The 23,220-nt window shown below is 72.0% G+C and carries 18 protein-coding genes; 7 read left to right on the top strand and 11 right to left on the bottom strand.

Features of this window, described 5'->3' with window-relative positions:
• Positions 1-2: 2 nt before the first annotated feature.
• A complete protein-coding gene (locus tag ACGFIQ_RS15440; RefSeq protein WP_393243932.1) occupies positions 3-509 on the top strand; it encodes a MarR family winged helix-turn-helix transcriptional regulator in 507 nt (168 codons plus the stop codon).
• Positions 510-752: 243 nt separating this feature from the next.
• On the opposite strand, the gene ACGFIQ_RS15445 is transcribed toward ACGFIQ_RS15440, so the two are convergent.
• The 3 genes from ACGFIQ_RS15445 to ACGFIQ_RS15455 all read right to left on the bottom strand — a co-directional run bounded on the left by ACGFIQ_RS15445 (position 753) and on the right by ACGFIQ_RS15455 (position 6,331).
• Positions 753-3,443: an ATP-binding protein gene (locus ACGFIQ_RS15445; RefSeq protein ID WP_393243933.1), complete on the bottom strand. Its 2,691-nt coding sequence runs from the start codon at positions 3,441-3,443 to the stop codon at positions 753-755.
• Positions 3,444-3,571: 128 nt separating this feature from the next.
• Entirely contained in the window at positions 3,572-4,720 is a 1,149-nt protein-coding gene (locus tag ACGFIQ_RS15450; RefSeq protein WP_393243935.1) for an acyl-CoA dehydrogenase family protein, read from the bottom strand.
• Between the two features lie 78 nt (positions 4,721-4,798).
• Positions 4,799-6,331, bottom strand: coding sequence for an acyl-CoA carboxylase subunit beta (locus tag ACGFIQ_RS15455; protein WP_393243937.1), 1,533 nt, complete (start codon positions 6,329-6,331; stop codon positions 4,799-4,801).
• A gap of 170 nt (positions 6,332-6,501) precedes the next feature.
• Between ACGFIQ_RS15455 and ACGFIQ_RS15460 the strand changes: the two genes are divergently transcribed.
• Positions 6,502-7,062, top strand: coding sequence for a snapalysin family zinc-dependent metalloprotease (locus ACGFIQ_RS15460; RefSeq protein ID WP_393243939.1), 561 nt, complete (start codon positions 6,502-6,504; stop codon positions 7,060-7,062).
• A gap of 54 nt (positions 7,063-7,116) precedes the next feature.
• Here ACGFIQ_RS15460 and ACGFIQ_RS15465 read toward each other — a convergent pair whose 3' ends face one another.
• Entirely contained in the window at positions 7,117-8,037 is a 921-nt protein-coding gene (locus tag ACGFIQ_RS15465; RefSeq protein WP_393243941.1) for a hydroxymethylglutaryl-CoA lyase, read from the bottom strand.
• A gap of 1,023 nt (positions 8,038-9,060) precedes the next feature.
• On the opposite strand from ACGFIQ_RS15465, the gene ACGFIQ_RS15470 reads away from it, so the two are divergent.
• Entirely contained in the window at positions 9,061-9,795 is a 735-nt protein-coding gene (locus ACGFIQ_RS15470; protein WP_393243943.1) for a hypothetical protein, read from the top strand.
• A gap of 96 nt (positions 9,796-9,891) precedes the next feature.
• Here ACGFIQ_RS15470 and ACGFIQ_RS15475 read toward each other — a convergent pair whose 3' ends face one another.
• From ACGFIQ_RS15475 to ACGFIQ_RS15490, 4 genes are all read right to left on the bottom strand, one after another.
• Positions 9,892-11,277 carry an acetyl/propionyl/methylcrotonyl-CoA carboxylase subunit alpha gene (locus tag ACGFIQ_RS15475; RefSeq protein WP_393243945.1) on the bottom strand — a complete coding sequence of 462 codons (1,386 nt, stop codon included), beginning with the start codon at positions 11,275-11,277 and terminating at the stop codon, positions 9,892-9,894.
• 71 nt (positions 11,278-11,348) lie between these two features.
• Positions 11,349-11,939 (bottom strand): TetR/AcrR family transcriptional regulator, encoded by a 591-nt coding sequence (locus ACGFIQ_RS15480; protein WP_393243947.1) that lies wholly within the window; start codon positions 11,937-11,939, stop codon positions 11,349-11,351.
• Positions 11,940-12,042: 103 nt separating this feature from the next.
• Entirely contained in the window at positions 12,043-14,886 is a 2,844-nt protein-coding gene (locus ACGFIQ_RS15485) for a hypothetical protein (protein WP_393243949.1), read from the bottom strand.
• A 2-nt stretch (positions 14,887-14,888) separates the two neighbouring features.
• On the bottom strand, positions 14,889-16,676 hold the full coding sequence (locus ACGFIQ_RS15490; RefSeq protein ID WP_393243951.1) for an HSP90 family protein: 1,788 nt from the start codon (positions 16,674-16,676) through the stop codon (positions 14,889-14,891).
• A gap of 119 nt (positions 16,677-16,795) precedes the next feature.
• Here ACGFIQ_RS15490 and ACGFIQ_RS15495 point away from each other — a divergent pair, with 119 nt between their 5' ends.
• Positions 16,796-18,025 carry an MFS transporter gene (locus ACGFIQ_RS15495; RefSeq protein ID WP_393243952.1) on the top strand — a complete coding sequence of 410 codons (1,230 nt, stop codon included), beginning with the start codon at positions 16,796-16,798 and terminating at the stop codon, positions 18,023-18,025.
• Positions 18,026-18,052: 27 nt separating this feature from the next.
• On the opposite strand, the gene ACGFIQ_RS15500 is transcribed toward ACGFIQ_RS15495, so the two are convergent.
• Entirely contained in the window at positions 18,053-19,210 is a 1,158-nt protein-coding gene (locus ACGFIQ_RS15500; protein WP_393243954.1) for an FAD-dependent oxidoreductase, read from the bottom strand.
• 119 nt (positions 19,211-19,329) lie between these two features.
• On the opposite strand from ACGFIQ_RS15500, the gene ACGFIQ_RS15505 reads away from it, so the two are divergent.
• The 3 genes from ACGFIQ_RS15505 (at position 19,330) to ACGFIQ_RS15515 (ending at position 21,712) form a co-directional block, all read left to right on the top strand.
• Positions 19,330-19,911 carry a TetR family transcriptional regulator gene (locus ACGFIQ_RS15505; RefSeq protein ID WP_393243956.1) on the top strand — a complete coding sequence of 194 codons (582 nt, stop codon included), beginning with the start codon at positions 19,330-19,332 and terminating at the stop codon, positions 19,909-19,911.
• Between the two features lie 68 nt (positions 19,912-19,979).
• Entirely contained in the window at positions 19,980-20,528 is a 549-nt protein-coding gene (locus ACGFIQ_RS15510) for a SigE family RNA polymerase sigma factor (protein ID WP_393243958.1), read from the top strand.
• Positions 20,525-21,712, top strand: a complete 1,188-nt coding sequence (locus tag ACGFIQ_RS15515; RefSeq protein ID WP_393243960.1) for a hypothetical protein — start codon at positions 20,525-20,527, stop codon at positions 21,710-21,712. Before ACGFIQ_RS15510 ends, ACGFIQ_RS15515 begins: the two co-directional genes overlap by 4 nt.
• 85 nt (positions 21,713-21,797) lie before the next feature.
• On the opposite strand, the gene ACGFIQ_RS15520 is transcribed toward ACGFIQ_RS15515, so the two are convergent.
• Together ACGFIQ_RS15520 and ACGFIQ_RS15525 are read right to left on the bottom strand one after the other, a co-directional pair.
• Complete coding sequence (locus tag ACGFIQ_RS15520) at positions 21,798-22,700, bottom strand: sulfurtransferase (protein ID WP_393243962.1); 903 nt, start codon at positions 22,698-22,700, stop codon at positions 21,798-21,800.
• Between the two features lie 73 nt (positions 22,701-22,773).
• Positions 22,774-23,220 carry a hypothetical protein gene (locus ACGFIQ_RS15525; protein WP_393243964.1) on the bottom strand — a complete coding sequence of 149 codons (447 nt, stop codon included), beginning with the start codon at positions 23,218-23,220 and terminating at the stop codon, positions 22,774-22,776.

The raw sequence follows: 23,220 nt of genomic DNA on the forward strand, positions 1-23,220 counted from the left end.
GAGTGACCAACGTCTTCGACGATCCCCGGATCACCGCCGTCGGCCTGCTCTTCGAGGCATACGCCGGACTGTCAGCCCGGTTCACCGCCCAACTCGAGGAGCATGGCCTCTCCTCGGTCGAGTTCGAGGTCATCACCCGGCTGGCCCGCTCGCCGGGCAACCAACTACGAATGACCGACCTCGCCGCCCAGACCTCGTTGTCGACAAGCGGCGTGACGCGCGTGGTCGACCGGATGGAACGCGACGGGCTGCTCACCCGGCGGGCCTGCCCGAACGACCGGCGCAGCTCGTACGCGGTCGTCACCGCCGCCGGGATGCAGCGACTGAACGAGACGCTGCCCGGGCATCTACAGATGATCGAGCAATGGTTCACCGGCCAACTCGATCCGGAGGCACTGGCGGCCCTACTCGACGGGCTACGCCGGGTCCGCGACGCCGCAAATCCGTGCGCCACCGCCGGCAGCGACGACGTCAGCCCAGAGCAGCAGACCGCCACCACCCACCCCTGAGCACCAGGGCGGTGACGGTGACCAATAGCGGCAGAAAAAGCGGCAGAACTGGGCCACCCAAGCCGAAGAATGCCACCTAACCCGACTTTCCGCCTCCATGGCGGTGGCAGGCTTCCCACACCGGGGATCAACCGGGGGGTGACGGCGCGGGCGATCAGCGAGGGGTAGCACCAAAGGGGGCTCTTCGTCCGCGCCACTCTCCCCACCCCGACGCCCGTCGGCCGCGCTCGCGAGCGGCAGACCCTAGGGTGCCTCCGGGCCACTCCGGACGGCGGTCAGCGCGTAGAGCAGGCCCGACTCCTGCGGCAGCAGCCGAATGCCGCTCTCCTCGCAGACCCGCCCCAGCCGGTCCAGGACGGCCGGGTTCGCGGTGCTGGCGGCCAGTCCCACCAGCGCCTCCACCACATCTCGGTGATCCTGGCCCTTGGCGTCGACGGCGGCGGCGAACCACTCGGCGGCCAGCTCCCGGTCACCCCGGTGCAGCGCCAGATTGCCCTCGATCAGCGCACAGAGCCCAGCCTCCGGCCCACCCGAGGACAGCGCCGCGTCCTCCGAGCGCTGTCGCGGCACCACGCCCCGCCGAGCCGACGCTCGCGGCGATTCGGCCGCCATCGCGTCGACAGTCCCCGCGCGCAGCTCGGTGAGCACCTCTGTCGCTTCCGCACCACGCCCGTCCTGAGCCAGCGCCAACCCGAGTTTCCCCAGCACCCGGCGGCGGCGTCGCGGATCACCCAGCTCGGACAACGCCGCGATCGCCCGCCGGCCCTGGTCGACGGCGTCCGCGTACCAGCCCTCCAGGCGGGCGACCTCGGCTCGGTTGGCCCAGGCCAGCACCCGAAGTCGCTGCTCGCCACTCTCGGCGGCGAGTCGGTCCACCGCGGCGAGCCTGCGCCGGGCCGCGGCCAGGTCACCCGTCCGGATCTCGTGCCAGGCGAGGCTGTTCTGGGCCACCGCCAGATCCCGGGTGCGTCCGTTACGGGCGGCCAACCGCAGCGCCGTCTCGGCCTGCTCGCGAGCCTCGTCCTGCCCACCGACGGAGATCAGCAGGGTGCCGAGCATGTTTCGCGCCTCCAACTCCCCGGTGACGTCGCCGGCCTGCCGGAAGATCTCCAACGCCGCGCGTGCCGTCGACAGCTCCTCGGCGCCCGCGCCGTGCTCGGCCGCCAGCCGGGCAACCCCGAGCGCGGCCCAGCCCCGCAGGATCGGATCGGCGTCCGCGGTCCGCGGGTCCGCCAGCAACCGCCGCAGCCACTGCCGCCCGGCGACGTCGCGACCACGGAACCGCCACCAGCGGGTCAGGCACGCCGCCAGCCGCAGCGCGGTCAACGGGTCGTCGGTGGCCGCGTGGACCAGCGACGAGCTGATGTCACTGCTGATCTCGTCCAGCCGGTGCACCGCGTCGGGCAGCCGGGGGCCGACCAGGTCGCTGGCGGTCCGGGCCACCAGGCGCGCGATCACCTCGGCGTGCCGACGTCGGATGCCTGTCAACTCACCCGCGCCGGCCGCCTGCTCGACGGCGTAGTCACGGACCGCGTCGAGCAGCCGGAACCGGAAGGGCCCGGTGCCGCGTACGCTCAGCAGCCCGAGCTCGACGAACCGGTCCAGCAGTGCGAGGGGGTCGATCGCCACCGTGCCGTCCCGGTCGGCGTCGTCGCCGAGCATCTCCTCGGCCAACTCCACCGACCAGCGGTCGCCGAACACGGCCAGCCGGCGCAGCGCTGCCTGCTCGTCCGGGGCCAACAGTCGGTAGCTTGTCGCCACCGCTTCGCGCAGGGTGACCGAACCTGCCGTGGAAGCCGTGTCGGCTTCGCCGGTGGCGCGGGTGAGCGCATCCGGGGCGTCCCAGCCGGGGTGGACCGCCGGCTCGGCGGGAGTGGCGAGGTCGAGCACCCGGTCGCCGTACCGGTCGAGCAGTTCGGTGAGGTCGAGGAGTCGGCCCCGGGCGGCCATCAGCTCGATGGCCAGCGGCAGCCCGCCCAGCCGGCGGACCAGCGCGGCAAGCGCTGGCAACTCGTCGCGGGTGGGCGGCTCCCGACGGACCTGGGCGAGCCGGGAGATGAACAACGCGACAGCTGGCCACGTGTCGAGCGGGGCCGATCCGGAGCGTTCGGCGCCCGGTGGCGGCACGTCGAGCGGCGCGACCGGCCACACTCTCTCGCCGGGCAGCCCGACCGGGTGCCGCCCGGTGACCAGCACCCGCAGTGAGGGCAGTGCGGCGAGCAGCCGGTGCAGAGTCGTGGCCACCGGGCCAGGCGCACGCTCCACCGCGTCCATCACCAGCAGTGCCGGCTGCCCGGCGAGCCGGGCCACGAGTTCCGGGAGCCGCGCCGCGCCGAGTACGCCCATCGAGGCGGCGAGCACGTCCGGCCCGTCCGAGCCTTCACCGACGAGCATCCCGGCCACACCGGCCGGGTGGGCGACGGCCACCACATGCGCCACCGCCGTCGCCAGAGCGGTCTTGCCGACCCCGGCCAACCCGACCAGGCTCACCAGCCGAGGCCCGCGCTCGGCGGTCAGCATCTCGGCCAGCTCGGTGAGGTCACGATCCCGGCCGACAAGCGTGATCGGCGGCGGAAGTGCGGCCGGCAGGTCGATGGATGCCGCCTCCGCCGTCGTCCTGCCACCGATCCCGAGCGCCGCCGGGGTGACGTCCGCCCTGGGTGACTCGGCGCCGGCGGGGCCACGGGCCGCGGCCAGGAACGCCGCCCGGGTGGTGCCGGTCAGCGCCAACGCCGCGGCGAGCAGCTCGACAGTGGTGCGCTGCGGCCGGACCGACCGACCGCGCTCCAGGTCACGCACCGTCCGCACACCCACCCCGGCCCGCGACGCCAGCTCGGCCTGGGTCAGGCCGGCGGCGCGTCGATGCCCGCGGAGCAGCTCCGGCAGAGAGGTACGCCCCGCCGGGCTCCGTGACCGATCATGATCCGGAGTCATGGCCACGAAGAGTACGGATGGACTACGACCGTCGGCAGCCGAACGTCGGGCTACCGACGCCCGTTCGCCGATAATCCGACATCTCTACGGACAGCCAGGTCGGGGCCGATTGGCTGGCCTAGGGACGCTCAGAGGCCCAGATCACGAGCGATGATCATGCGTTGCACCTCGCTGGTGCCCTCGCCGATCTCCAGGATCTTGGAGTCCCGCCAGAATCGGGCCACCGGGTACTCGTTCATGAAGCCGTACCCGCCGTGGATCTGGGTGGCTTCCCGGGCATTGTCCACCGCGATGGTGCTGGCGTGCAGCTTGGCGATGGCGGCCTGCCGCTTGAACGGCTCGCCGGCCAGCATCCGGGCGGCGGCGTCGTAGTAGGCCAGCCGGGCGGTGTGCGCCTTCAGCTCCATGTCGGCGATCTTGAACTGGATGGCCTGGTTGGCGCCGATCGGCTGGCCGAAGGCGTGCCGCTCCTTCGCGTACTTGATGGACTCGTCGACGCAGCCCTGAGCGAGGCCGACCGCGAGCGCCGCGATGGCGATCCGGCCCTCGTCGAGGATCCGCAGGAACTGGGCGAAGCCTCGACCCCGTTCGCCGAGCAGGTTGGCCGCCGGCACCCGGCAGTCGTCGAAGGTCAGCTCGTGGGTGTCCGACGCGGTCCACCCCACCTTGGAGTAGCCCGGTGCCACGGTGAACCCTGGCGTGCCGGTCGGCACGATGATCGTCGACAGCTCCTTGGAGCCGTCCGGGTTCGTGCCGGTCACCGCCGTGACGGTCACCATGGCCGTGATGTCGGTGCCCGAGTTGGTGATGAACGCCTTCGACCCGTTGATCACCCACTCGTCGCCGTCCAGCACCGCCCGCGTCTGGGTGCCGGCGGCGTCCGAGCCGGTGCCCGGCTCGGTGAGCCCGAACCCGGCCAGCGCCTCGCCGCTGAGCAACCGGGGCAGCCACGTCGCCTTCTGCTCGGTGGTGCCGAACCGGTAGATCGGCATCGCGCCCAGCGAGACGGCCGCCTCCAGCGTGATGGCCACGCTGGAGTCGACCCGCGCCAACTCCTCCAGGGCCAGGCAGAGCGCGAAGTAGTCGCCGCCCATGCCGCCGTGCTCCTCGCCGAAGGGCAGGCCGAACAGGCCCATCTTGCCCATCTGGCGGATCACCTCGTACGGGAAGGTGTGCTGCTCGTAGTGCTCGGCGATGACCGGGGCGACCACCTCGCGCGCGAAGTCCCGCACGCTCTCCCGCAGCGCCGTTTGGTCGTCGGTGAGCCGGAAATCCATCTCATCCTCCTGTGGGGACGGTGCCGTCGGGCGCTCGTGACGCCGGGGACGGGTGGCTGTACGGGTCCGGCCGTCGGGTCAGACCGGGGTGACGCCGTGCCGACGACGAGAGAAGTGCCGATCCTTGGTACGCGCCGCGGCGAAGCGACGGACCAGCTCGGTGCGCAGGTCGTGCGGCTCGACGATGGCGTCCACCACCAGCTCGCTGGCGAGCCGGACGACGTCGATGTCCTGCTCGTACTCGGCACGCCTGGCGGCCACGAAGGCGGCCCGTTCGGCCTCGTCCTCGATTGCCGCGATCTTGTTGGCGTAGACGGCGTTCACGGCCGCTTCGGCCCCCATCACCGCGATCTTCGCGCTGGGCAGGGCGATGGTGGCGTCCGGCTCGAACCCGGGGCCGGCCATCGCGTAGAGGCCGGCGCCGTACGCCTTGCGGACCACCACGCAGATCTTCGGCACCGTCGCCTCGGAGATCGCGGTGATCATCTTGGCGCCGTGCCGGATGATGCCCTGCTTCTCCACCGCGCTGCCGACCATGAAGCCGGGGACGTCGCTCAGGAACAGCAGCGGCACGTTGAAGGCGTCGCAGAGCTGCACGAACCGGGTCGCCTTGTCGGCGGAGTCGACGAAGAGCACGCCGCCCTTGAACATCGAGTTGTTGCCGAGCACGCCGACGACCTGACCGTCCAGACGACCGAAGCCGATGGTCAGCTCCTTGGCCCAGAGGGCCTGGATCTCGAAGAACGAACCCTCGTCGAGCAGGCCCTTGACGTACCGCCGCATGTCGAACGCCTGCCGCTCGCTGGCCGGCACCAGCGCGGCCAGGTCGGCCTTCGCGGGCGCGGCGACCGCCGGGGCGGTCGGCGGCGCCTGGGTCCAGTTCGCCGGCAGGTACGACAGGTAGGTCTTCACCACGTCGAGCGCGTCGGCCTCGGTCTTGCAGAGGAAGTGCCCGACGCCGGACTCGGCGGTGTGCACCTTGGCCCCGCCCATCGCCTCCAGGGTGGTCTTCTCGCCGGTGACCATCTCGACCATCCGGTCCGAGCCGAGATACATGCTCGCGTTGCCGTCGACCAGGGCCACCACGTCGCAGAACGCCGGAATGTACGCCCCTCCGGCGGCGCTCGGGCCGAACAGCGCGCACACCTGCGGGATCGAGCCGGAGGCGCGGACCTGGTTCCAGAAGATCTTGCCGGCGCCGCGGCGGCCGGGGAAGAGGTCGACCTGGTCGGTGATGCGCGCGCCGGCCGAGTCGACCAGGTAGACCATCGGCACACCGGCGCCGTACGCCCGCTCGATGATCCGGATGATCTTCTCGACGGTACGGGCACCCCAACTGCCGGCCTTGACCGTGGAGTCGTTGGCCATCAGGCAGACCTGTCGGCCGTCGATGGTGGCGGTGCCGGTGACCACGCCGTCGGCGGGCAGCCCCTCGGCGAGCGCGTTGGCGTAGAGGCCGTCCTCGACGAACGAACCCTCGTCGACGAGCAGTGCGACCCGCTCGCGCGCGAAGAGCTTGCCCTTGGCCGCGTTGGCGGCATGGTATTTGTCCGCGCCGCCGGACCGGGCCCGCTTGCGCAGCTGCTCCAGTGCCTCACCGTCGAGCGTCACGCCGACTCCTCCGCCATACTGACCTGAACGATCGTTAGGCTAGCGCATCGGTGCGACCGCTCGCGACCCATGAGCGAATCAGACGGGCGAGGCCCAGCACAAGACATTGAATAACGTGAATACTTGTCGCTAGGCTCCTGGCACCCCCTCCTCCCGGATTGGAGTCAGCGATGACCTCACGACTCAGTCGGCTCGCGGTCGCGTTCCTCGCGACGGCACTCACCACCGTCGGCATCACGGTCGCCAACCCCGCGCCCGCGTCCGCCGCCATGACCATCTGCTACAACACCAGCCAGGCGGGCAGCTACGCCGGCACCGCCAACCAGGCCGCCTCGATCTGGAACAACGCCACAGTCAACCTGACCCTCTCCGCCAACTGCGGCTCCAACCTGCGGATCTACCAGATCACCGGCGGAGGCTCGTACGCCGTGCGGACCAGCCTCGGCAACGGCCGGGTCTACATCGACACCCAGCAGGCGGCGCAGTACAGCCCGCTGCGGATCATGACCCACGAGATCGGGCACATCCTCGGGCTGCCGGACAACTACAACGGGAACTGCGCGATCCTGATGTCCGGTGGCAGCGCCGGCACCGGCTGCACCAACCCGTACCCGAGCAGCGCCGAGGCGAACCGGGTGAGCAACCTCTTCGCCGGCACGTTCAGCGCTACCGACCGTAGTGCGGACATCTTCCGGGACAGCTGGCCGAGCGTGCTCACCCCGGTGAGCTGATCGACCTGGCACAAGGAAGGGGCCGGCGACTGCGCCGGCCCCTTCGTCGCGTCCTCAGCTCGGCAACGGCGTCAGCCGGGTGCGCGGGCCGGCCCGCAGCACGCCGGACGGCAGCTTCTTGCCGAGCAACTCCTCGGCCAACTCCGCCACCTCGACCAGAGCCGCCAGGTCGATGCCGGTGTCGATGCCCATGTCGTGCAGCATGTGCACGGCCTCCTCGGTGGCCAGGTTGCCGCTCGCCCCCGGTGCGTACGGGCAACCGCCCAGACCACCGACGCTGGCGTCGAACTCGGTGACTCCCAACTCCAGCGCGGTCAACAGGTTGGCCAGCGCCGTACCCCTGGTGTTGTGGAAGTGCAGCAGCACCGGCACCTGCGCGTCGCGGTCGCGTACCGCGGTCAGCAGCTCGCGGACCCGACGCGGCGTGCCCATGCCGGTGGTGTCGCCGAACGCGACCCGGTCCGCGCCGTCACGGACCACCCGGTCCACGATCCCGGCCACCCGCTTCGGGTCGATGTCCCCCTCGTACGGGCAGCCGAAGCTGGTCGCCACGATCACCTCGACCCGCGCGGACGCGCCGTGCAGCAGATCGATCAGCTCGGCGATGTCGTCAAGTGACTGGTCCGTGGATCGGTTGACGTTGCGCCGGTTGTGCGTGTCGCTGGCCGAGACCACCACCTCGATCTCGGTGAAACCGGCCGCGAGGGCACGCTGGGCACCCCGGGTGTTCGGCACCAGTGCCGAGTAGCGCACCCCGTCGACCTTCGCGGCCCGCTGCCACACCTCGTCGGCGTCGGCCATCTGCGGAATCGCCCTGGGGTGCACGAACGACACCGCCTCGATCCGGCGTACGCCGGTGCCGGCGAGGGCGTCGAGCAGGCGCACCTTGGCCTCGGCGGGGATCGGGTCCTCGTTCTGCAACCCGTCCCGTGGCCCAACCTCGCGAATAGAGACGAAATCTGGCAATTCCGCCATGGGGTCACCTCACTATCTGCCCTGGTGGAACAACGGTAACGACACCCGGCCCGCATAGCCGCCAGCGCCGGAGGCGGTACGGACACGGTGTGCGACGGCCGCCCGCCGGGGTGGCCCGTCCAGCCAGCGCCGGACCACCCTTCGGCGAATGAATCAGGCCAGAAGGATGCCATCACCGGCGGCGGCATGGAACTGCGGGCGGTCGGGTGGCTACGTTGGTGCCGGCGGGACGGCGGGGCCAGCCATCGGCTCGACCCCACCGTCCGGACGCCTCCGGTGGTCAGCGCTGCGACGGTCCTTCCAAGAGCTCCGCAGCGCATCGGAGTGCGGTCGAGAGGGCGCCGGCGCACGCGGCGGCGCCCTCTCGACCCACGAGCAGAGCCAGCACCACGGCGCCATCGGTGCCGAGCGATGCCTTCCGCAGAATGCGGACCGCCCGCGACCCCACACTCGGCCAGTTTGCGCCAATACCGTTCATCCCTCTTCCTCCGGCAATCAGCCCGCAATTACGGCGCGGTTAACATCGATGGAAGTTCCACGACTGTTTCCACGATCAACAACCAATCCGGATCGAGGGCTGGACGTTTCCATCTCTCCCTGGCAACGACCCGACCCGATGAACATGACGATCCTGTGACCGGGTAGCCGCAGGGCTACCCGGCCAACCCGACAGATGGCCGGGCTGCGACCACGACCCGGCCAAATTGGTCTGGTGTAAGGGCTGAACACAGGCTCATCCTGACAACCCGGCCAGCCACCCGGCCAGAATCTGACTTGCGACACAGCCTCAGATACCCGTTTGCTTGATCTGAGGCGGTACAAATGTTGATCCCGGCGTCATGTGAGCTCTTGGAAGGACCCGCGTGGCGCGGTTTGCGGGGATGCCATGACCACCGGATTGAAAGGAGCGATGTGAACGCCGAGGAACATGTGCCACTCCCAGCAGAACGCACCCAAAGACACCGACTGGTGCCGCGGTCGACGCTCGAAGCGCAATATCGCCAGCGATATCACAACCCCGCCGTGTCGACGTACGCGCTGGCGGTCCGCGAGATCGTGGAGACCTGCCCCGAGATCGGGCCGATCGACACCTGGCAGAAGCTGGCAGACCGGATCTACACGCCCCAGTCCGATCCCGACCGAGCCAGTCGGAGCAGGAAACAGTCCCTTCTGCGCAAGAAGCTGTCGCGACACTTCACCGCCGAGAGCAAGGGGCCGCCCTGGCAGACGGTGATGCTGGTGGTGAAGCACGCGCTGCCCCCGGAGCTCCGCCGGCAGTGGCTGGCCGACCTCGCCGAGTTGTACGAGCTGGCCCGCGGCGAGAGGCCGCCGGATGGCGTTCGCGACGAACGCGCCGAGGACAGAACCGAGGTGCGGGACGGCCGCGATCTCGTACAGTGCCTGCGCCAGAGGATCGCCGACCTGGAACGAGAGTGTCTCGACCTGCGGGTGGAGGTCAGCGAGTTGCGGGCCGCCCAAGCGACTCGGCCCCTCGGGCCCACGTCAGACGATCTGCCCCGACAGCGCGAGCCGTTGAGCGGCTCGTCGACCCCGACGCCCAACACCAGGCACTTCCCGCCCAGCCAGGCCAGGGGCGGCGGTCCGGCGCAGAGCCACTACCCGGCACCGCGGCTGGACACGGGTTCGCCCGGACTGTCCGGGCAGAACAGGGGAGAGCTGGCCCGCCTGGTCGACCAGCCCTGGCACACCCGACAGCCACAACTCGACACTCCCAACAGTCTGCGCCAACAGCCGTAGCCCGTCCCCCGGCCAGCATCGGTGTTCAAGAGGTTTGTGTCCGGATTCCGGACGCGAACCTCTTGGTCACCGAGGACGGGGCAGTGCGGGGTGGGGTCAGCGCATCCGGGGGACGATGCCGGTGTCGTAGGAGCCGGAGCGGAACTCTTCGTTCGTCAGCAGCTCGGCAAAGAAGGGGACGTTGTTCTTCGGGCCCTCGATCTGGAAGGCGGCCACCGCCTCCTGCGCACGATCGAGCACCTCGTCCCGGGTCGCGCCGCTGATGATCAGCTTGGCCAGCAGACTGTCGTAGAACGGCGTGACCGTGTTGCCCTCGGTGTAGCCGGAGTCCACCCGCACACCCGTGCCCGTCGGCTCCACCCAGGTCCTGATCACACCGGGGCCGGGCAGGAAACGCTTCGGATCCTCAGCGTTGATCCGCATCTCGATGGCATGGCCACGCGGCGTCAGCGCGTCCGGGTCGAAGCTCGGGGCCAACCCGGACGCCACTCGCAGCTGCTCCTCGACCAGGTCGATGCCGTAGACGTACTCGGTCACCGGGTGCTCCACCTGCAGCCGCGTGTTCATCTCCAGGAAGAAGAACTCTTCGGAGCCGGAGCCGGAGCCGGAGCCGGAGGCGTCGCCCTCGGAGTCCCGCTGACGCGGGACCAACAGGCACTCCACGGTGCCCGCGTTGCGATAGCCGACCGCCTCACCCGCGCGCACCGCCGCCGCCAGGAGCCGGGACCGCAGCTCCGGCGAGACCGCCGGCGACGGGGACTCCTCGACCAGCTTCTGGTTGCGCCGCTGCACCGAGCACTCCCGCTCGCCGAGCGCCACCACCCGGCCATCGGCCAGGCCGAGGATCTGCACCTCGACGTGCCGCACCCGGGGAAAGAACCGCTCGATCAGCACCGAGCCGTCGCCGAACATCCGCTCGGCGAACGCCCGTACCTTGTCGTACTCGGTGCGCAGCGCGGCCTCGTCGACGGCCACGGCCATGCCCATGCCGCCACCGCCGGCCGCGGCCTTGACCATCACCGGGTAGCCGATCTCGGCGGCGGCCGTCATCGCGGCGTCCAGGTCGGCGGCCGGATCGGTGGTGCCGGGCGCGACCGGGACACCGGCCGCCGCCATCAGATTCCGGGCATTGATCTTGTCGCCCATCGCGGTGATCGCGTCCGCGCCGGGCCCGACCCAGACCAGGCCGCTCGACTCGACGGTACGGGCGAACTCGGCGTTCTCCGACAGGAAGCCGTACCCGGGGTGGATGGCCTGCGCACCTGTCGACTTCGCGGCGGCGAGGATCGCCTCGGTGTTGCGGTAGCTCTGCGCCGGGGCCGGTGGGCCGATGAGGACCGCCTCGTCCGCCTCGGCGACGAACGGCAGGTCGGCGTCGGCCTCCGAATACACCGCGATCGCGCGGATGCCGAGCCGCTTGGCGGTACGGATGATCCGGCGGGCGATCTCACCCCGATTGGCGACCAACAGTGACTCGATCATTTTTCCTCCCGGCGTCCGGATGTTGGGACGATGTCAGGGAATCATGACCGGCCTGCTTCTGACGAGTCGGCTCAGGCGAGCAGCGCGGCCAGGGTCGCACCGCGCAACAGCTCGGCACGACGTCGCCGGTCCACCTCACCACCGAGGAACGGGGTCGAGTTCATCAGGCCGAACGCGGCGTGCGCGAGCACCCGCGCCTCGCCGTCGGGCATGCCCGGGTGCAGCGCGGTGAGCACTGTCACCCATTCCTCGACGTAGAGCCGTTGCAGACGGCGAATGCGCCGCCGCGGCTCCTCCGGAAGGCGGTCCAACTCGTGCAGGTGCAACGCGATCACCGCCGGGTTGGCCAGCGCGAACTCGACGTGAAAGTCGATAAGCGACTCCAGCACTCCACGCGGGTCGTCCGGGCGCCCGGCGGCGCGTTCCCGCCCGCCGGCCAGCAACCCCTCACTCACCGGAATGAGCGCGGCGGCCAGCATGGCCTCCTTGCCGGCGAAGTGGTGGTAGAGCGCCGGACCGGTAACACCGGCGGCCCCGCCGATGTCGTCCATCGACACACCGTGATAGCCGCGGGCGGCGAACAGACCGACCGCGATCTCCAGAATCTCGTCCTTGCGGGACCTGCGCCGGCCCGCACCCCGTGTCTGCTGCTCCACCGTCACCGGGCAAGCCTAGACCGCGAACCGTGTGCGGTGGGTGCCGGTGAGTGTCGCTCGCACCGGGGTCGGGCCGCCCCTGACCTGGTCGGGGGCGGCCCGCTCCGGCTCAGTCGTCCTCGTCCAGGTCGTGCTCCGCACGCAGCGCGGCGGCCTCCGCGGGCCGATCGAGCAGATCCAGCGCACGAGCCAGCAGCCAGGCCGTCTGGCGGACCGGCTGCGCGTCGGCCGGCAGCCCACCGAGCACCCGGCGCAGGAGCACCTCCGCCTCGGCCGGCCGGTCCAGGCGCAGCAGCAGCTCACCGGTGAGACGCTCGGCCATGGCGGCCTCACTGAACGCCCCGATCGACCGCAACCGGTCGGGCACCCCGGCGAGCCGGTCCAACGCCTCGTCCAGTCGACCCTCGTTGGTGAGCACCCGTGCGCCGACCTCGGCCGCCATCGCCAGCTCGTACGTCACCGACGGCTCGGTCTGCCCGGCCAGCTTTGCCGCCACCCCGTCCACCACCTCGACGGCCCGCAGCGCCGTGTCCCGGTCGTCGGCCCAGAGCCAGGCGTACGCCTCCCGCCGGCGGGCGCGCAGCTCGTCCAGCGGCAGGTCGCCGAGCCGGTACGCCTCAGCCGCAGCGGCGAACCGCTCGCCCGCCAGCGCGTCCCGGTCGGCGTCGAAGAGGATCCCACCGGCCTCCTCCAGCACCTGCGCCCGGTGGGGAAGGTTGTCCGGGCCGTCCAGATTGACGGCCAACTGCCCCAGCAGGGCCAACGCCGGGTCAACCGCACCGAGCCTGGCGTAGACACTGGCCAACAGGTGCCGGCAGCGGTCGGCCTCGGCCTGGGCGCCCATCCGGTCCAGGCCGAGCACGGCCTCCTCGGCGACCTCGGCGGCCTCGGCCAGCCGGCCCACCATCTGGTACGCGTTCGCCAGCTCCCACCGCAGGAACGCGTCCCCCTCGGCACCCTGCTCCACGCACAGCGTCACCGCCTCGACGAAGTCGTCCACCGCGTCCACGGCCCGGCCGGCCGACTGCAGGGCCCGAGCGCGGGCGACTCGGACCGGCAGCTCCGCGTCCGCCGGTGCCGCCTCCAACGCCTCGTCGCAGGCGGCCACGGCGTCCGCCGGATCGTCCGCCATCCGCGCATGGGCCAGGCAGGCGGTCACGACCACCTCGCCGACGCCCAGCTCACGGCCGAGCTGGCGAGCCTCGTCGACGGCGGCGCGGGCCTCGTCGAGGCGGTCCGACTGCTCCAGCAGGTGCGCCCGGTACGTCGCGATCCGGGCCAGCAGATGCCGGTCGCCGCCCGCGTCGGCCGGTGCCCGGTCGAGCGCGGCGAGCGCGTCCGCCCAGCGCTCCCGTTGCAGCAGCGCCGTCGCCATCCGGACGTGTCCGCCCGCCCGCTCCCGGGCGTCGCCGGACCGGTCCAGGGCCTCGGCCGCCTCACGCGCCAGCGTCAGCCCCTCCTCGGTGCCCTCGTCGGACCGGGCCAACAGCACGCCGAGCCGCCCGGCGACCACCTGGGCGGGCACGTCCTCGCCCACCTCCCGGTACAGCTTGAGCGCCGCCCGGTTCAGCTCGACCGCGCTGTCGAAGTCTTCCTCGTCGGCACGCTCGCCCGCCCGCAGCGCCAACCGGTGCGCGGACGTACGTGCGGGCAGCTCGGCGGAGCCGAACCGTTCGTCGAAGGCGACAAGCGCCGCCCGGAAGGTGGCCTGGTCGTGTCGACCCCAGCTCTGGTCCGCGAGGTCCAGCAGGTCGTCGGGGCCGGCGTCGGCGGGCAGGTCAACGGTGGGTCGTTCACCCCTGCCGGGCCGCACCCGCTCGGCCCGGTCGGCGGTCCGACCGGTCGGGCGGCGGCGCACGCTCGCCGACAGCGGCAGATGCTCCCCGCTCGGCCGCACGGCCAGCCGGCGGGCGATCCACTCCGACTGGCGGGCGGTGCCGTTGCGGGCGTCGAAGCGGGCGGCCAGGCCGGCCGCGGTCTCGGCCAACTCGTCCGCCAGCGCCGCCGCGGACACCTCGGCGGCCGGCCGGCCCTCGGCGGCCCGCCGGTACACGGTCGACTCGCCGGCCTGGCGCAGCGCCGCGGCGGCGGCCGCCGCGAAGTGCATGGCGGCGGCCGGCGACGGCGGCTTGTCCAACCAGTCCAGGTGTCGCTCGACCAGCTCGACCGCCCGCGCCTCGTTGCCGGTCAACGTGCAGAACTCGACGTGGTCGCCGATGTCCCACAGGTCGGCGAGGTTGCCGCGCAGCCGGCGGTACGCCTCCCGGTGCGCGTCCCGCGCCGCCTCGCCCCGCCCGGTGCGCAGGTACGGCAGGAGCAGCGCGGTGAGGATCGCCTGCGGCTGCTCGTTGCAGTTGAGCCGGCCGGCGAGCACCGGCTCGGCCAGCTCCACCGCCTCGGCGTCCCGCCCGGTGTCGGCGAGGTAGCCCACCTGACCCGTCGGATCACAGCCGGCGCAGTCGGAGAGTTCGTCGCGCGGCGTGGTCTGCCAGAGCCGGTACCAGTGCGCCGCGGCTTCGGCGTCGCCCACGTGGTCGGCGACCCGGAACCGGTGCTTGTGCACGGCCTGCAGGCTGTGCCCGCCGGCTCGGTAGCGGCGTTCCATGTCGTCCAGCACGGCGTACGTGCGGTCGAGCGGCACCTCCGGGAAGTTCAGCAGGCCGTTGACCATGTACTTGAAGTGCCACAGCAACTGGTGCAGGTGGCTCTGGTGGTAGGGCTGCGGGTCACCGTCGAACTCGGACAGACACCAGGAGAAGGTCACGAAGGACTTCGCCGGCTCGCCGCCGTAGATGTAGCCGGTGGTGGCCTGCATCCTGGTGACGAACGCGAGTTGCCGGTCGTCGGCGGCGTCCACCCGGCGCAGCAGTTGCTCCAGCGCGGCGATCTGCCCCGCCCCGTACGGCATGTCGGCGATCCCGCGCAGCATCCGCCACAGATCCTCGTCGCTCATGCTCACTCCCGTCCCGGAACAGCCCGGCCGAGCAGGCCGAGGAAGGAATCATTCAGCAGCGCGGCGTCGGCCGCGCGGATCGGATGGTGGCCGAGCAGCAGCGCCTGCCCGTACAGGGCCTCGACGGCGAGACCGACCAGCTCCGGGTCGCTCAGCGTGGCCACCCGTCGTACCAGCGGGTTGCGGTGGTTGAGCACCAACTGCGGGCGGTCCGGCGGGGCGGTGGCGGCGAGCGCGTCGAGCACGCCGCCCCACAGTTCGTCGGCCCGGTCCCGACTGGCCGCGAGCTGGTCGTTGAACGCGGCCGACCGGCTCACCAGGTAGAGCGCGGGCAGCGAGACCGGCTCGTACGCCCGGATGACCACCTCGCAGCCGGACCGTTCGACGGCCCGTTGCGCCGCGGTGAGGAACTGTCGCAGCGCCAGCTCCACCTGCGGGTCGAGTGCGTCGAAGCGGGTGGTGAGGTCGCTCGGCTCCAGCCGCTCGATCAGCACCGAGCGGTCCACCACCGGCAGCCGTTCGATCAGCTCGGTGTCGTACGTGTAGCCGGCGTTGACCACCGCCAGGTCCTGCGCGGCGGCCACGGCGGCGAGCTGACGGAACTCGTCGAGGCTCGCCGCGTAACGGACCACGCCGTAGCGCTCGCGGAACTCGGCGAGGGTGAGCGTGCCGACGTTGCTGTCCATGGGCCACCACCTGTCGACCAACCGGAGCATCTCGTCGTCGTGCAACGCCAGGGCCTTCACGCCGAGGTGGTGCACCTGGAGGAACTGCGCCAGCCGGTGCGGGTCGTGCCGCGCCAGCCGGACCAGCCAACCGCGCACCTGGTCGCCGAGCGCCTCCCGGGTCGCCGTCAGCAGCGTGTCCTCGTAGAGGGCCTCCCGGCTGGCGGTCGGGCGCAGTTCGGTCGCGTCCACCACGCAGTGCGCGAAGAACGCCCACTCGGGCAGCAGCCCGTCGGCGTTCTCGGTGAGCAGCATCCGCTTGAGGTAGACGCGGTGCCCGGCCCGGGCCGCCGGATTCACCGGGGTGGGCAGGATGACGGCGACGCCGGTCAGGCCGGCCTCCGGCACGGCCAACGGCAGCACGTCGAACGGGTCGACGCCCAGCGTCTCCCGCGCGTACCGGATCAGGGCCGCGCGGTCCAGCGGGGCATCCGGCGTGGTCGGCCACGGCGGTGCCCCGGTGGTGGTGACGACGTCGCCGACGCGGACGGTGACCGGCAGCAGCGCCCCGAAGAGTCGGGCCAGGTCGGTGACGGTCGGGGTGGTGAACCACTGGTCGGCGTCGCGGCGGGGCACCAGCGTGACGGTGGTGCCCGGCTCGGCGCGGGCGGCCTCCGGCGGGGCCAGCGTCACCGCGTAGCGGCCGTCCGCGTACCCGGTCCAGCGCACCGTCGGATTGTCGCCGTGCCGGGTGAGCACCTGGATCTCGTCGGCCACCAGGAAGCAGGAGAGCAGGCCGATGCCGAACTGGCCGAGGAACTCGTGCCGGGAGAAGCCCAGCTCGTCGCGCTTGGAGCTGCGGCCGATGGTGGCCAACAACTCGTGCACCTGTGCCTCGGTCAGGCCGATGCCGGTGTCGTGCACCCGCAGCGTGCCGTCCCCGGTGCGGTCCGGGGGTTCGATGCGGACCAGCGCCGGCGCGTCCGGCTCGACCGCACGCCGGGCGGTGATCGCGTCCACCGCGTTCTGGAGCAGCTCGCGGACGTAGACCCGCGGGCTGCCGTACAGGTGATGACTGAGCAGGTCGACCACGCCACGCAGGTCGACCTGGAAAGTGTGATCCACGCCTGGTTTCTCCCCGGTCCGATGCCGGCGCCCACCGTACCGATGATCACCGACAGGCGCGTCCCTCTTTCGTCTCGACGGCTTGACCCTCGACCCGGTCGAACCGGCACGGTCACCGGATGACCTCCTCAGCTCTCGGCCGGGACTTCCGGCTGCTCTGGTCCGCCGCCGTCTCGTCGCGGCTCGGGGACGCGCTGCGTACGCCGGCGTTGGCCCTGCTGGCCGCGGCGGTGACCCGCGACCCCCGGATCATCGCGGCGGTCACCGTGGCCGGTCAGCTACCGCCGCTGCTCCTCGGCCTGCTCGGCGGCGTGTACGCGGACCGCTGGGACCGCCGTCGGACGATGGCCCTGGTCGACGGGGTACGCGCCATCGTGGTGGCGGCGCTGGCCGTGGCTGTCGCCCTCGACCGGGTCGGCGTCGCGCTGCTGCTGCTGGCGGCGTTCCTCCTCGCCGCGCTGGGCACCCTCTTCGACTCCGCGTCGTTCGCCCTGCTTCCCGCGCTGGTGCCCCCGGACGCGCTGCCCCGGGCGAACGGTCGACTCCAGGCGGGGTCCGCGGTGGCCGGCGGCTTCCTCGGCGCACCCGCCGCCGGTGTCCTCTTCGCCCTCGCCCCGGCCCTGCCGTTCGCCCTCGACGCCGTCACCTTCGCCGCCGCCGCCCTGCTCGTGCTGGCCCTGGCACCGGTTCCGGTGCCGGTCGCGAGCGCGCCCGCGCGGCGCAAATCGGTGCGCAGCGAGATCGTCGAGGGGATGCGGTGGCTACGCGGGCACCGGACACTGTGGCGGGTCACCCTGCTGGCCGCCGCGAGCAACCTGGCGATCAGCGGGATCATGGCGGTGCTGGTGCTCTACGCGCTGGACGTGCTGCGGGTGCCGCCCGCCGGGTACGGGCTGTTCGCCGCCGCCGCCATCGTCGGCGGTGTGACGGGGGCTCTCGGGGCGGGTCGGCTCGCCGCCCGGTTCGGCACGGTGCCGACGCTGCGTGCGGTGCTCGCCGCGCAGACCGTTGCGTTGACCGGGTTCGCGCTGGCTCGGCATCCGGTGCCGGGCGGCCTCGCGTTGGCCGTCTTCGCCGCCGGGACCGTGGTGTGGAACAGCCTGTCGGCGTCGTACGGGCAGCGGCACGTGCCGGCCGGGCTGCTCGGCCGGGTGGGTGCGGCCCAGCGGATGGTCGGCCTGCTCACCGCACCGGTCGGGGCGGTGCTCGCCGGTCTGGCCGCAGCGGCGTACGGCACGGTGCCGGTGGCGGGCGCGGCGGCCGGCACGTTCGCGCTCGTCACGGTGGCCGCGTGGCGGACCCTGCGGCCGGCCGCGACCGGCGTGCCGAACCTCACCGGCGTCGGCTAACCCGGCGTCGGCCAGCCCGGCGTCGGTCTAACCCGGTGTCGGTGCCCGGTGCGACAGCCCGGACAGGCGCAGCGCGACCTTCCGGCGTGCTGGCGGCAGTGTGCCGAGCACCCGGAGCAGCACGTCACGGGCCGGTCGACGGGCCGGGGAGACGGTGGCCAGCCGGGTCAGCCCGGCGGCGAAGCTCAACACGTCCTCGGCCATCGGCCGCTGCCGGGCGCTGTAGTCGTCGAGCAGCGATTCGGGGCCTCCGTCGAGCACGTCCGCCACCGCGGTGCCGAGGGCGACCGCGTCGCAGATGCCGAGGTTCATGCCCTGGCCGCCGGCCGGGCTGTGCACGTGCCCGGCGTCCCCGGCCAGCAGCACCGGCCCGGCTCGAAAGGTGTCGGCGATCCGGTGGTGCACCCGGAACCGGGAGCCCCAGAGCACCTCGGTCACCCGGTCGGGTCGTCGCGCCGGGCCACGCTCGTCGAGCAACCTCTGCAGGTACGCGGCATCCGGATCCGCCGGAGCCGTCGCCACCGCGGCTACCAGCCGGACCACTCCGCCCGGCAGGGGCGCCCAGATCAGCGGACCGGAACGGGCGAGGAAGAGCGCCACCTCGTCACCGGGCAGGGCGCTGTCCACCCGTACGTCGGCGAGCACGAAGGACTCCTCGTCACTGGGGCCGGTGAAGCCGATGCCGGCCGCCTGCCGGACGGTGCTGCGCAGGCCGTCCGCACCGACCACGTAGCGGGCGCGCAGCGTCTCCCCGTCGACCTGCGCGAGCACCCCGTCGCCGGTCGGGGTCAGGCCGGTCAACCGCGACGGCCGGCGGATCTGGACACCGTGGGCGGCCAACTGTGCGGTGAGGACCGTCTCGGTGACCGACTGCGAGACCAGCAGCGCGTAGGGGAAGCGGGATGGCAACTGGTGGAACGGCACCGTCAGCAACACCCGGTCCCGATCGCGGACGGTGAAACGCGGCGACCGCACCCCCTGGGCGACAAGCGGCGCCGCCGCGCCGATCCGGTCCAGCACCTCCAGGGTGTACGCGTGCACGACTGCCGCACGGGAGGTCGTGGGCGGCTCGGCCAGTTGGTCCAGCACGGTCACCTCGATCCCGCGTCGGGCCAGCGTCAGCGCGGTGGCGAGACCGGTGGGGCCAGCGCCCACCACCAGGACGTCGGTGCTCACGGGCAGCATGGCCACCTCCGGAAGACGATTACCAAAGCCTGTTGCCAACGACTGTTGGCAAACACTTGTTGGCAACGCTAGAGCGCTGCCGATTGTGTGTCAACAGTTGTTGGCATACGGTCGTGGACGTGACAGCGTCCACCCAGCCGACCCACCCCCGCCGCTCCGACGCCACCCGTGCGGCGATCCTGCGGGCGGCCCGGGAACGCTTCGCGGCGGACGGATACGAGCGCGCCACGATCCGGGCCATCGCCGCCGACGCCCAGATCGACCCGTCGATGGTGATGCGCTACTACGGCAGCAAGGAGGGGCTCTTCGCGGCGGCGGCCGAGTTCGACCTGCGCCTGCCCGATCTGGCGCCGGTGCCGCCCGCCCGCCTCGGCGAGGTGCTGATCCGGCACTTCCTCGCCCGCTGGGAGGGCGACGAGACGCTCGTGGCGCTCCTGCGGGCCGCCAGCACCAACCCGGGTGCCGCAGAGCGCATGCGGGGCATCTTCGCCGACCAGCTCAGCGCCGCCGTGGCCACGTTCGGCACCGACCCGCCGCTGACCGCCCGACGCGCCGGTCTGGTGGCCAGCCAGATCCTCGGCCTCGCGTTCACCAGATACATCGTCCGCCTGCCGCCCATGGTGGACGCGCCGGCCGAGGACCTGGTCTCCTGGATCGCACCGACCCTTCAGCGCTATCTGACCGGGGTGCCGGAAAACTGACCCAACCTTTTACCCCTCCTCGTGCGTCTGGCAGGTGACGCGTGACGCGACGCTGGATGGGAGGGCGGATGCTACCGACGGGACCCGACGGACGCGACGGCTACCTCGCCTTCGTGGAGAGCCACCAACACCGGCTGCTCCGCGCCGCCTACCTGATCTGTGGCAACCAACACCAGGCCGAGGATCTCCTCCAGGACGCCCTGCTCAAGCTGGCGCTGCGCTGGGCGTCGGTTCGCAACGGCGACCCCGCCGCGTACGTGCGGGCCATCCTCTACCGGGATGCGGTGTCGTGGTGGCGTCGCCGACGGCGGGAATGGCTGAGCGCCACACCGCCGGACCGGGCGACCCACGACCGCGACGGCGCGCTGCGGCTCACGCTGCACGACGCACTGGGCCTGCTGCCGCCCCGGCAGCGGGCCGTCCTGGTGTTGCGCTACTACGAGGACCTGACCGAGGTCGCCACCGCCGAGGCGCTCGGGGTGACCGTCGGCACCGTGAAGAGCCAGTGTCACGCGGCGCTACGCCGCCTCCGCGAGGCCGCCCCAGATCTCGCCCGGAACGCCCGAGCGGGTCAGGGCACGGCCGATCTGGCCACCGGCGTGGAGGTGAACCCGTGAACGAGCAGGATCTGCGCCAGTTACTGACCGCCAGCGTCGAGGACGTCCTACCCAGCCAGCCGGCGTCGGCCGGGTGGGACCGGGCTCGGCGTAAGCGGCGTGCTCGGCGGGCGGTCGGCGGGGTCGTCCTGGCCGTGGCACTGGTCGGCGGTGGCACGGTGGTGGCTCTGCGATCGTCCGCCGAACCGCCGCCGAACCACTCGGTGGCACCGACCCCGACCGTCGTCCCCACGCACCCTGGGCCCGTGCAGCACCCGCCCGCCGAGCTGACCTTCCCGCCCGATCCGCTGGCCCGACTCAGCGGCCCGGCGACCGTGCCGCTCTCCGAGCGACCGGTCCAGCGGGCGCTGGCGCTGTTCCAGCCGACGGACGAGGAGAATCGCGCGGACGGCCCGGTTCGGGTGCTCGGCAACGACGGCGTGGTGCGCAGTCTCGACGTGGTGACGCTGGCACCCACCCGGGATGCGGGCTACAACGAGGCACCCGCCGTGAAGCCGGGTGTGCTGTCGCCGGACGGCAGGTCGGCGGCGTTCGCGCAGACCGAGGAACTGGTCATGGTCGACCTCACCACCGCGGAGGTACGCCGGATTCCGCTCGCCGGCTATCTGGAGCGGGTGGTCTGGGCGAACGACCGGGTGCTGGTCGGTAGCGAGGACCGCACGTACGCGGTGGACCGGGCCACCGGGACGGCGAGCACGATCGACGTGTCGACCTGGGCCGTGGTCGCACCTGATCCGGCAGCCGGCCGCGAGGCACCGCTTGTCGAGCTGATCGGCGAACGGAGCAGCCTGGAGCTGCGCACCCGGACCGCCCGCGAGGCCACGATCCGTTCCGAAGAACGGGTCACCGGCGATGCGCTGCCCGCGCCCTACCAGGTCAACGAGTTCTACGGCCGGGGCTGGTTGCACGGCGGGCGACTGGCCAGCGCGGCGTGGATCACCAACCGCGAGATCGACGGCGCCGAGGGGGCGGCCGTGCTGGACGCGCGGACCGGAGCGGTGGTGCACGTGCTCGACCTGGGCCGGGAGCGCAGCAAGGGCTGCTGCGAGGTGCTGGGCTGGGACAACAAGGGTTCGGTGCTCCTGCGACTGGAACCGGCCGCCCTGGCCCGCTGGAACCCGGAGACCGGCGAGATCACCGGCATCATCCGCGACCTGCGTGGAGTGCTGGCGGTCGCCAGTTGAAACGACCGTCCCCGCGCGACAGGGCATCGCGCGGGGACGGTCCAAGCCAGCACCGCCGCTCAGGCGGCCAGGCCAGCACCGCCGCTCAGGCGGCCAGGCCGCCGGGCTGGTCGCCCTTGACGACAGGTGCCCGGACCAGGTTGCCCCACTCGGTCCACGAGCCGTCGTAGTTACGCACCTGCGGGTAGCCCAGCAGGTGCCGCAGCACGAACCAGGTGTGGCTGGACCGCTCGCCGATCCGGCAGTACGCGATCACGTCGTCGTCGGGGCTCAGCCCGAGCTGGTCAGCGTAGATCGCCTTCAACTCGTCGGCGGACTTGAACGTGCCGTCGTCGTTGGCGGCGGACTTCCACGGCTTGCTGACCGCCCCTGGGATGTGGCCGCCCCGCAGCGCACCCTCCTGCGGGTAGTCCGGCATGTGCAGCGTCTCGCCGGTGTACTCACCCGGCGACCGGACGTCGACGAGCGGCCGGCCGGCGGCGATGTGCGCCATGACCTGCTCACGGTAGGCCCGCAGCGGCGCGTCGTCGCGTCTCGGCACCGGGTAGTCGGCGCGGGGGCGAGCCGGCTTGTCGCGGGTCACCTCGCGCCCCTCGGCGATCCACTTCTGCCGGCCGCCGTCGAGCAGCCGCACGTCGGCGTGGCCGAAGAGCGAGAACACCCAGAGCGCGTACGCGGCCCACCAGTTGAAGTTGTCGCCGTAGAAGACGACGGTGTCGCCCCGGCCGATGCCCTTCGCGGCGCACAACTCGGCGAAGCTCTCGGCATCCAGATAGTCGCGGGTCACCTGGTCGTTCAGCTCCAGGTGCCAGTCGACCTTCACCGCACCGGGGATGTGACCCGATTCGTAGAGCAGCACGTCCTCGTCGGACTCGACAACCACGAGGCCCTCGTCGCCCAGGTGCTCGGCCAGCCACTCGGTGGTGACCAGCCGTTGCGGGTCCGCGTACGACTGAAGGCGGGGATCAGGATCGTTCGGCACAGACATGATTCCCAAACTACGCCGTAACCCGGCCCGGTGACCGGCCGTCGGGGTGCGACGCAGCGCACGTGAGACGCGCTCAGGCGCGGCGGTGGGCGATCCGACCGGCGACCACGGTCACCAGGCAGACACCGTCGGCGTCATGGACCGCGAGGTCGGCGCGCGCGCCCACCCGCAGCGTGGGCGACACGGCAGCGGGCAACACGAGCAGGTCACCCCGGTCGACGGCGGCCCGCAGCGCCGGGTCGGCCAGGTGCTCCACCAGCACCGCCGTCACCCCGTTGCGCAGCAGCGCGTGCACCCGCTCGCGTGGGGTGGGCGCGGCCGGCAGCGCAGCGTCGTGCAGCTGGCCCGGCCCCAGCGTGCCGGGCCAGCGACGGACACGGACACCCGCGTACGCCGCCTCCAGGTCGGCCAGCGGACCGACGGCCTCGACGCGGTCGCCACCCACCAGCACGGCGTGCTCCGGCTGCGACCCACCATCGGCGGTGAGTCGCAGCAGCGGCGCGGTGTGCAGGGTTAGCAC

Source organism: Micromonospora sp. NPDC048898, from assembly GCF_043198035.1.
Classification (GTDB): domain Bacteria; phylum Actinomycetota; class Actinomycetes; order Mycobacteriales; family Micromonosporaceae; genus Micromonospora.

Coding starts and splice junctions, on each gene's coding strand:
- ACGFIQ_RS15520 (WP_393243962.1), bottom strand. CDS start 22,700: ATGTCTGTGCCGAACGATCCTGATCCCCGCCTTCAGTCGTACGCGGAC.
- ACGFIQ_RS15445 (WP_393243933.1), bottom strand. CDS start 3,443: ATGACTCCGGATCATGATCGGTCACGGAGCCCGGCGGGGCGTACCTCT.
- ACGFIQ_RS15485 (WP_393243949.1), bottom strand. CDS start 14,886: ATGAGCGACGAGGATCTGTGGCGGATGCTGCGCGGGATCGCCGACATG.
- ACGFIQ_RS15450 (WP_393243935.1), bottom strand. CDS start 4,720: ATGGATTTCCGGCTCACCGACGACCAAACGGCGCTGCGGGAGAGCGTG.
- ACGFIQ_RS15500 (WP_393243954.1), bottom strand. CDS start 19,210: ATGCTGCCCGTGAGCACCGACGTCCTGGTGGTGGGCGCTGGCCCCACC.
- ACGFIQ_RS15460 (WP_393243939.1), top strand. CDS start 6,502: ATGACCTCACGACTCAGTCGGCTCGCGGTCGCGTTCCTCGCGACGGCA.
- ACGFIQ_RS15510 (WP_393243958.1), top strand. CDS start 19,980: ATGCTACCGACGGGACCCGACGGACGCGACGGCTACCTCGCCTTCGTG.
- ACGFIQ_RS15475 (WP_393243945.1), bottom strand. CDS start 11,277: ATGATCGAGTCACTGTTGGTCGCCAATCGGGGTGAGATCGCCCGCCGG.
- ACGFIQ_RS15465 (WP_393243941.1), bottom strand. CDS start 8,037: ATGGCGGAATTGCCAGATTTCGTCTCTATTCGCGAGGTTGGGCCACGG.
- ACGFIQ_RS15495 (WP_393243952.1), top strand. CDS start 16,796: ATGACCTCCTCAGCTCTCGGCCGGGACTTCCGGCTGCTCTGGTCCGCC.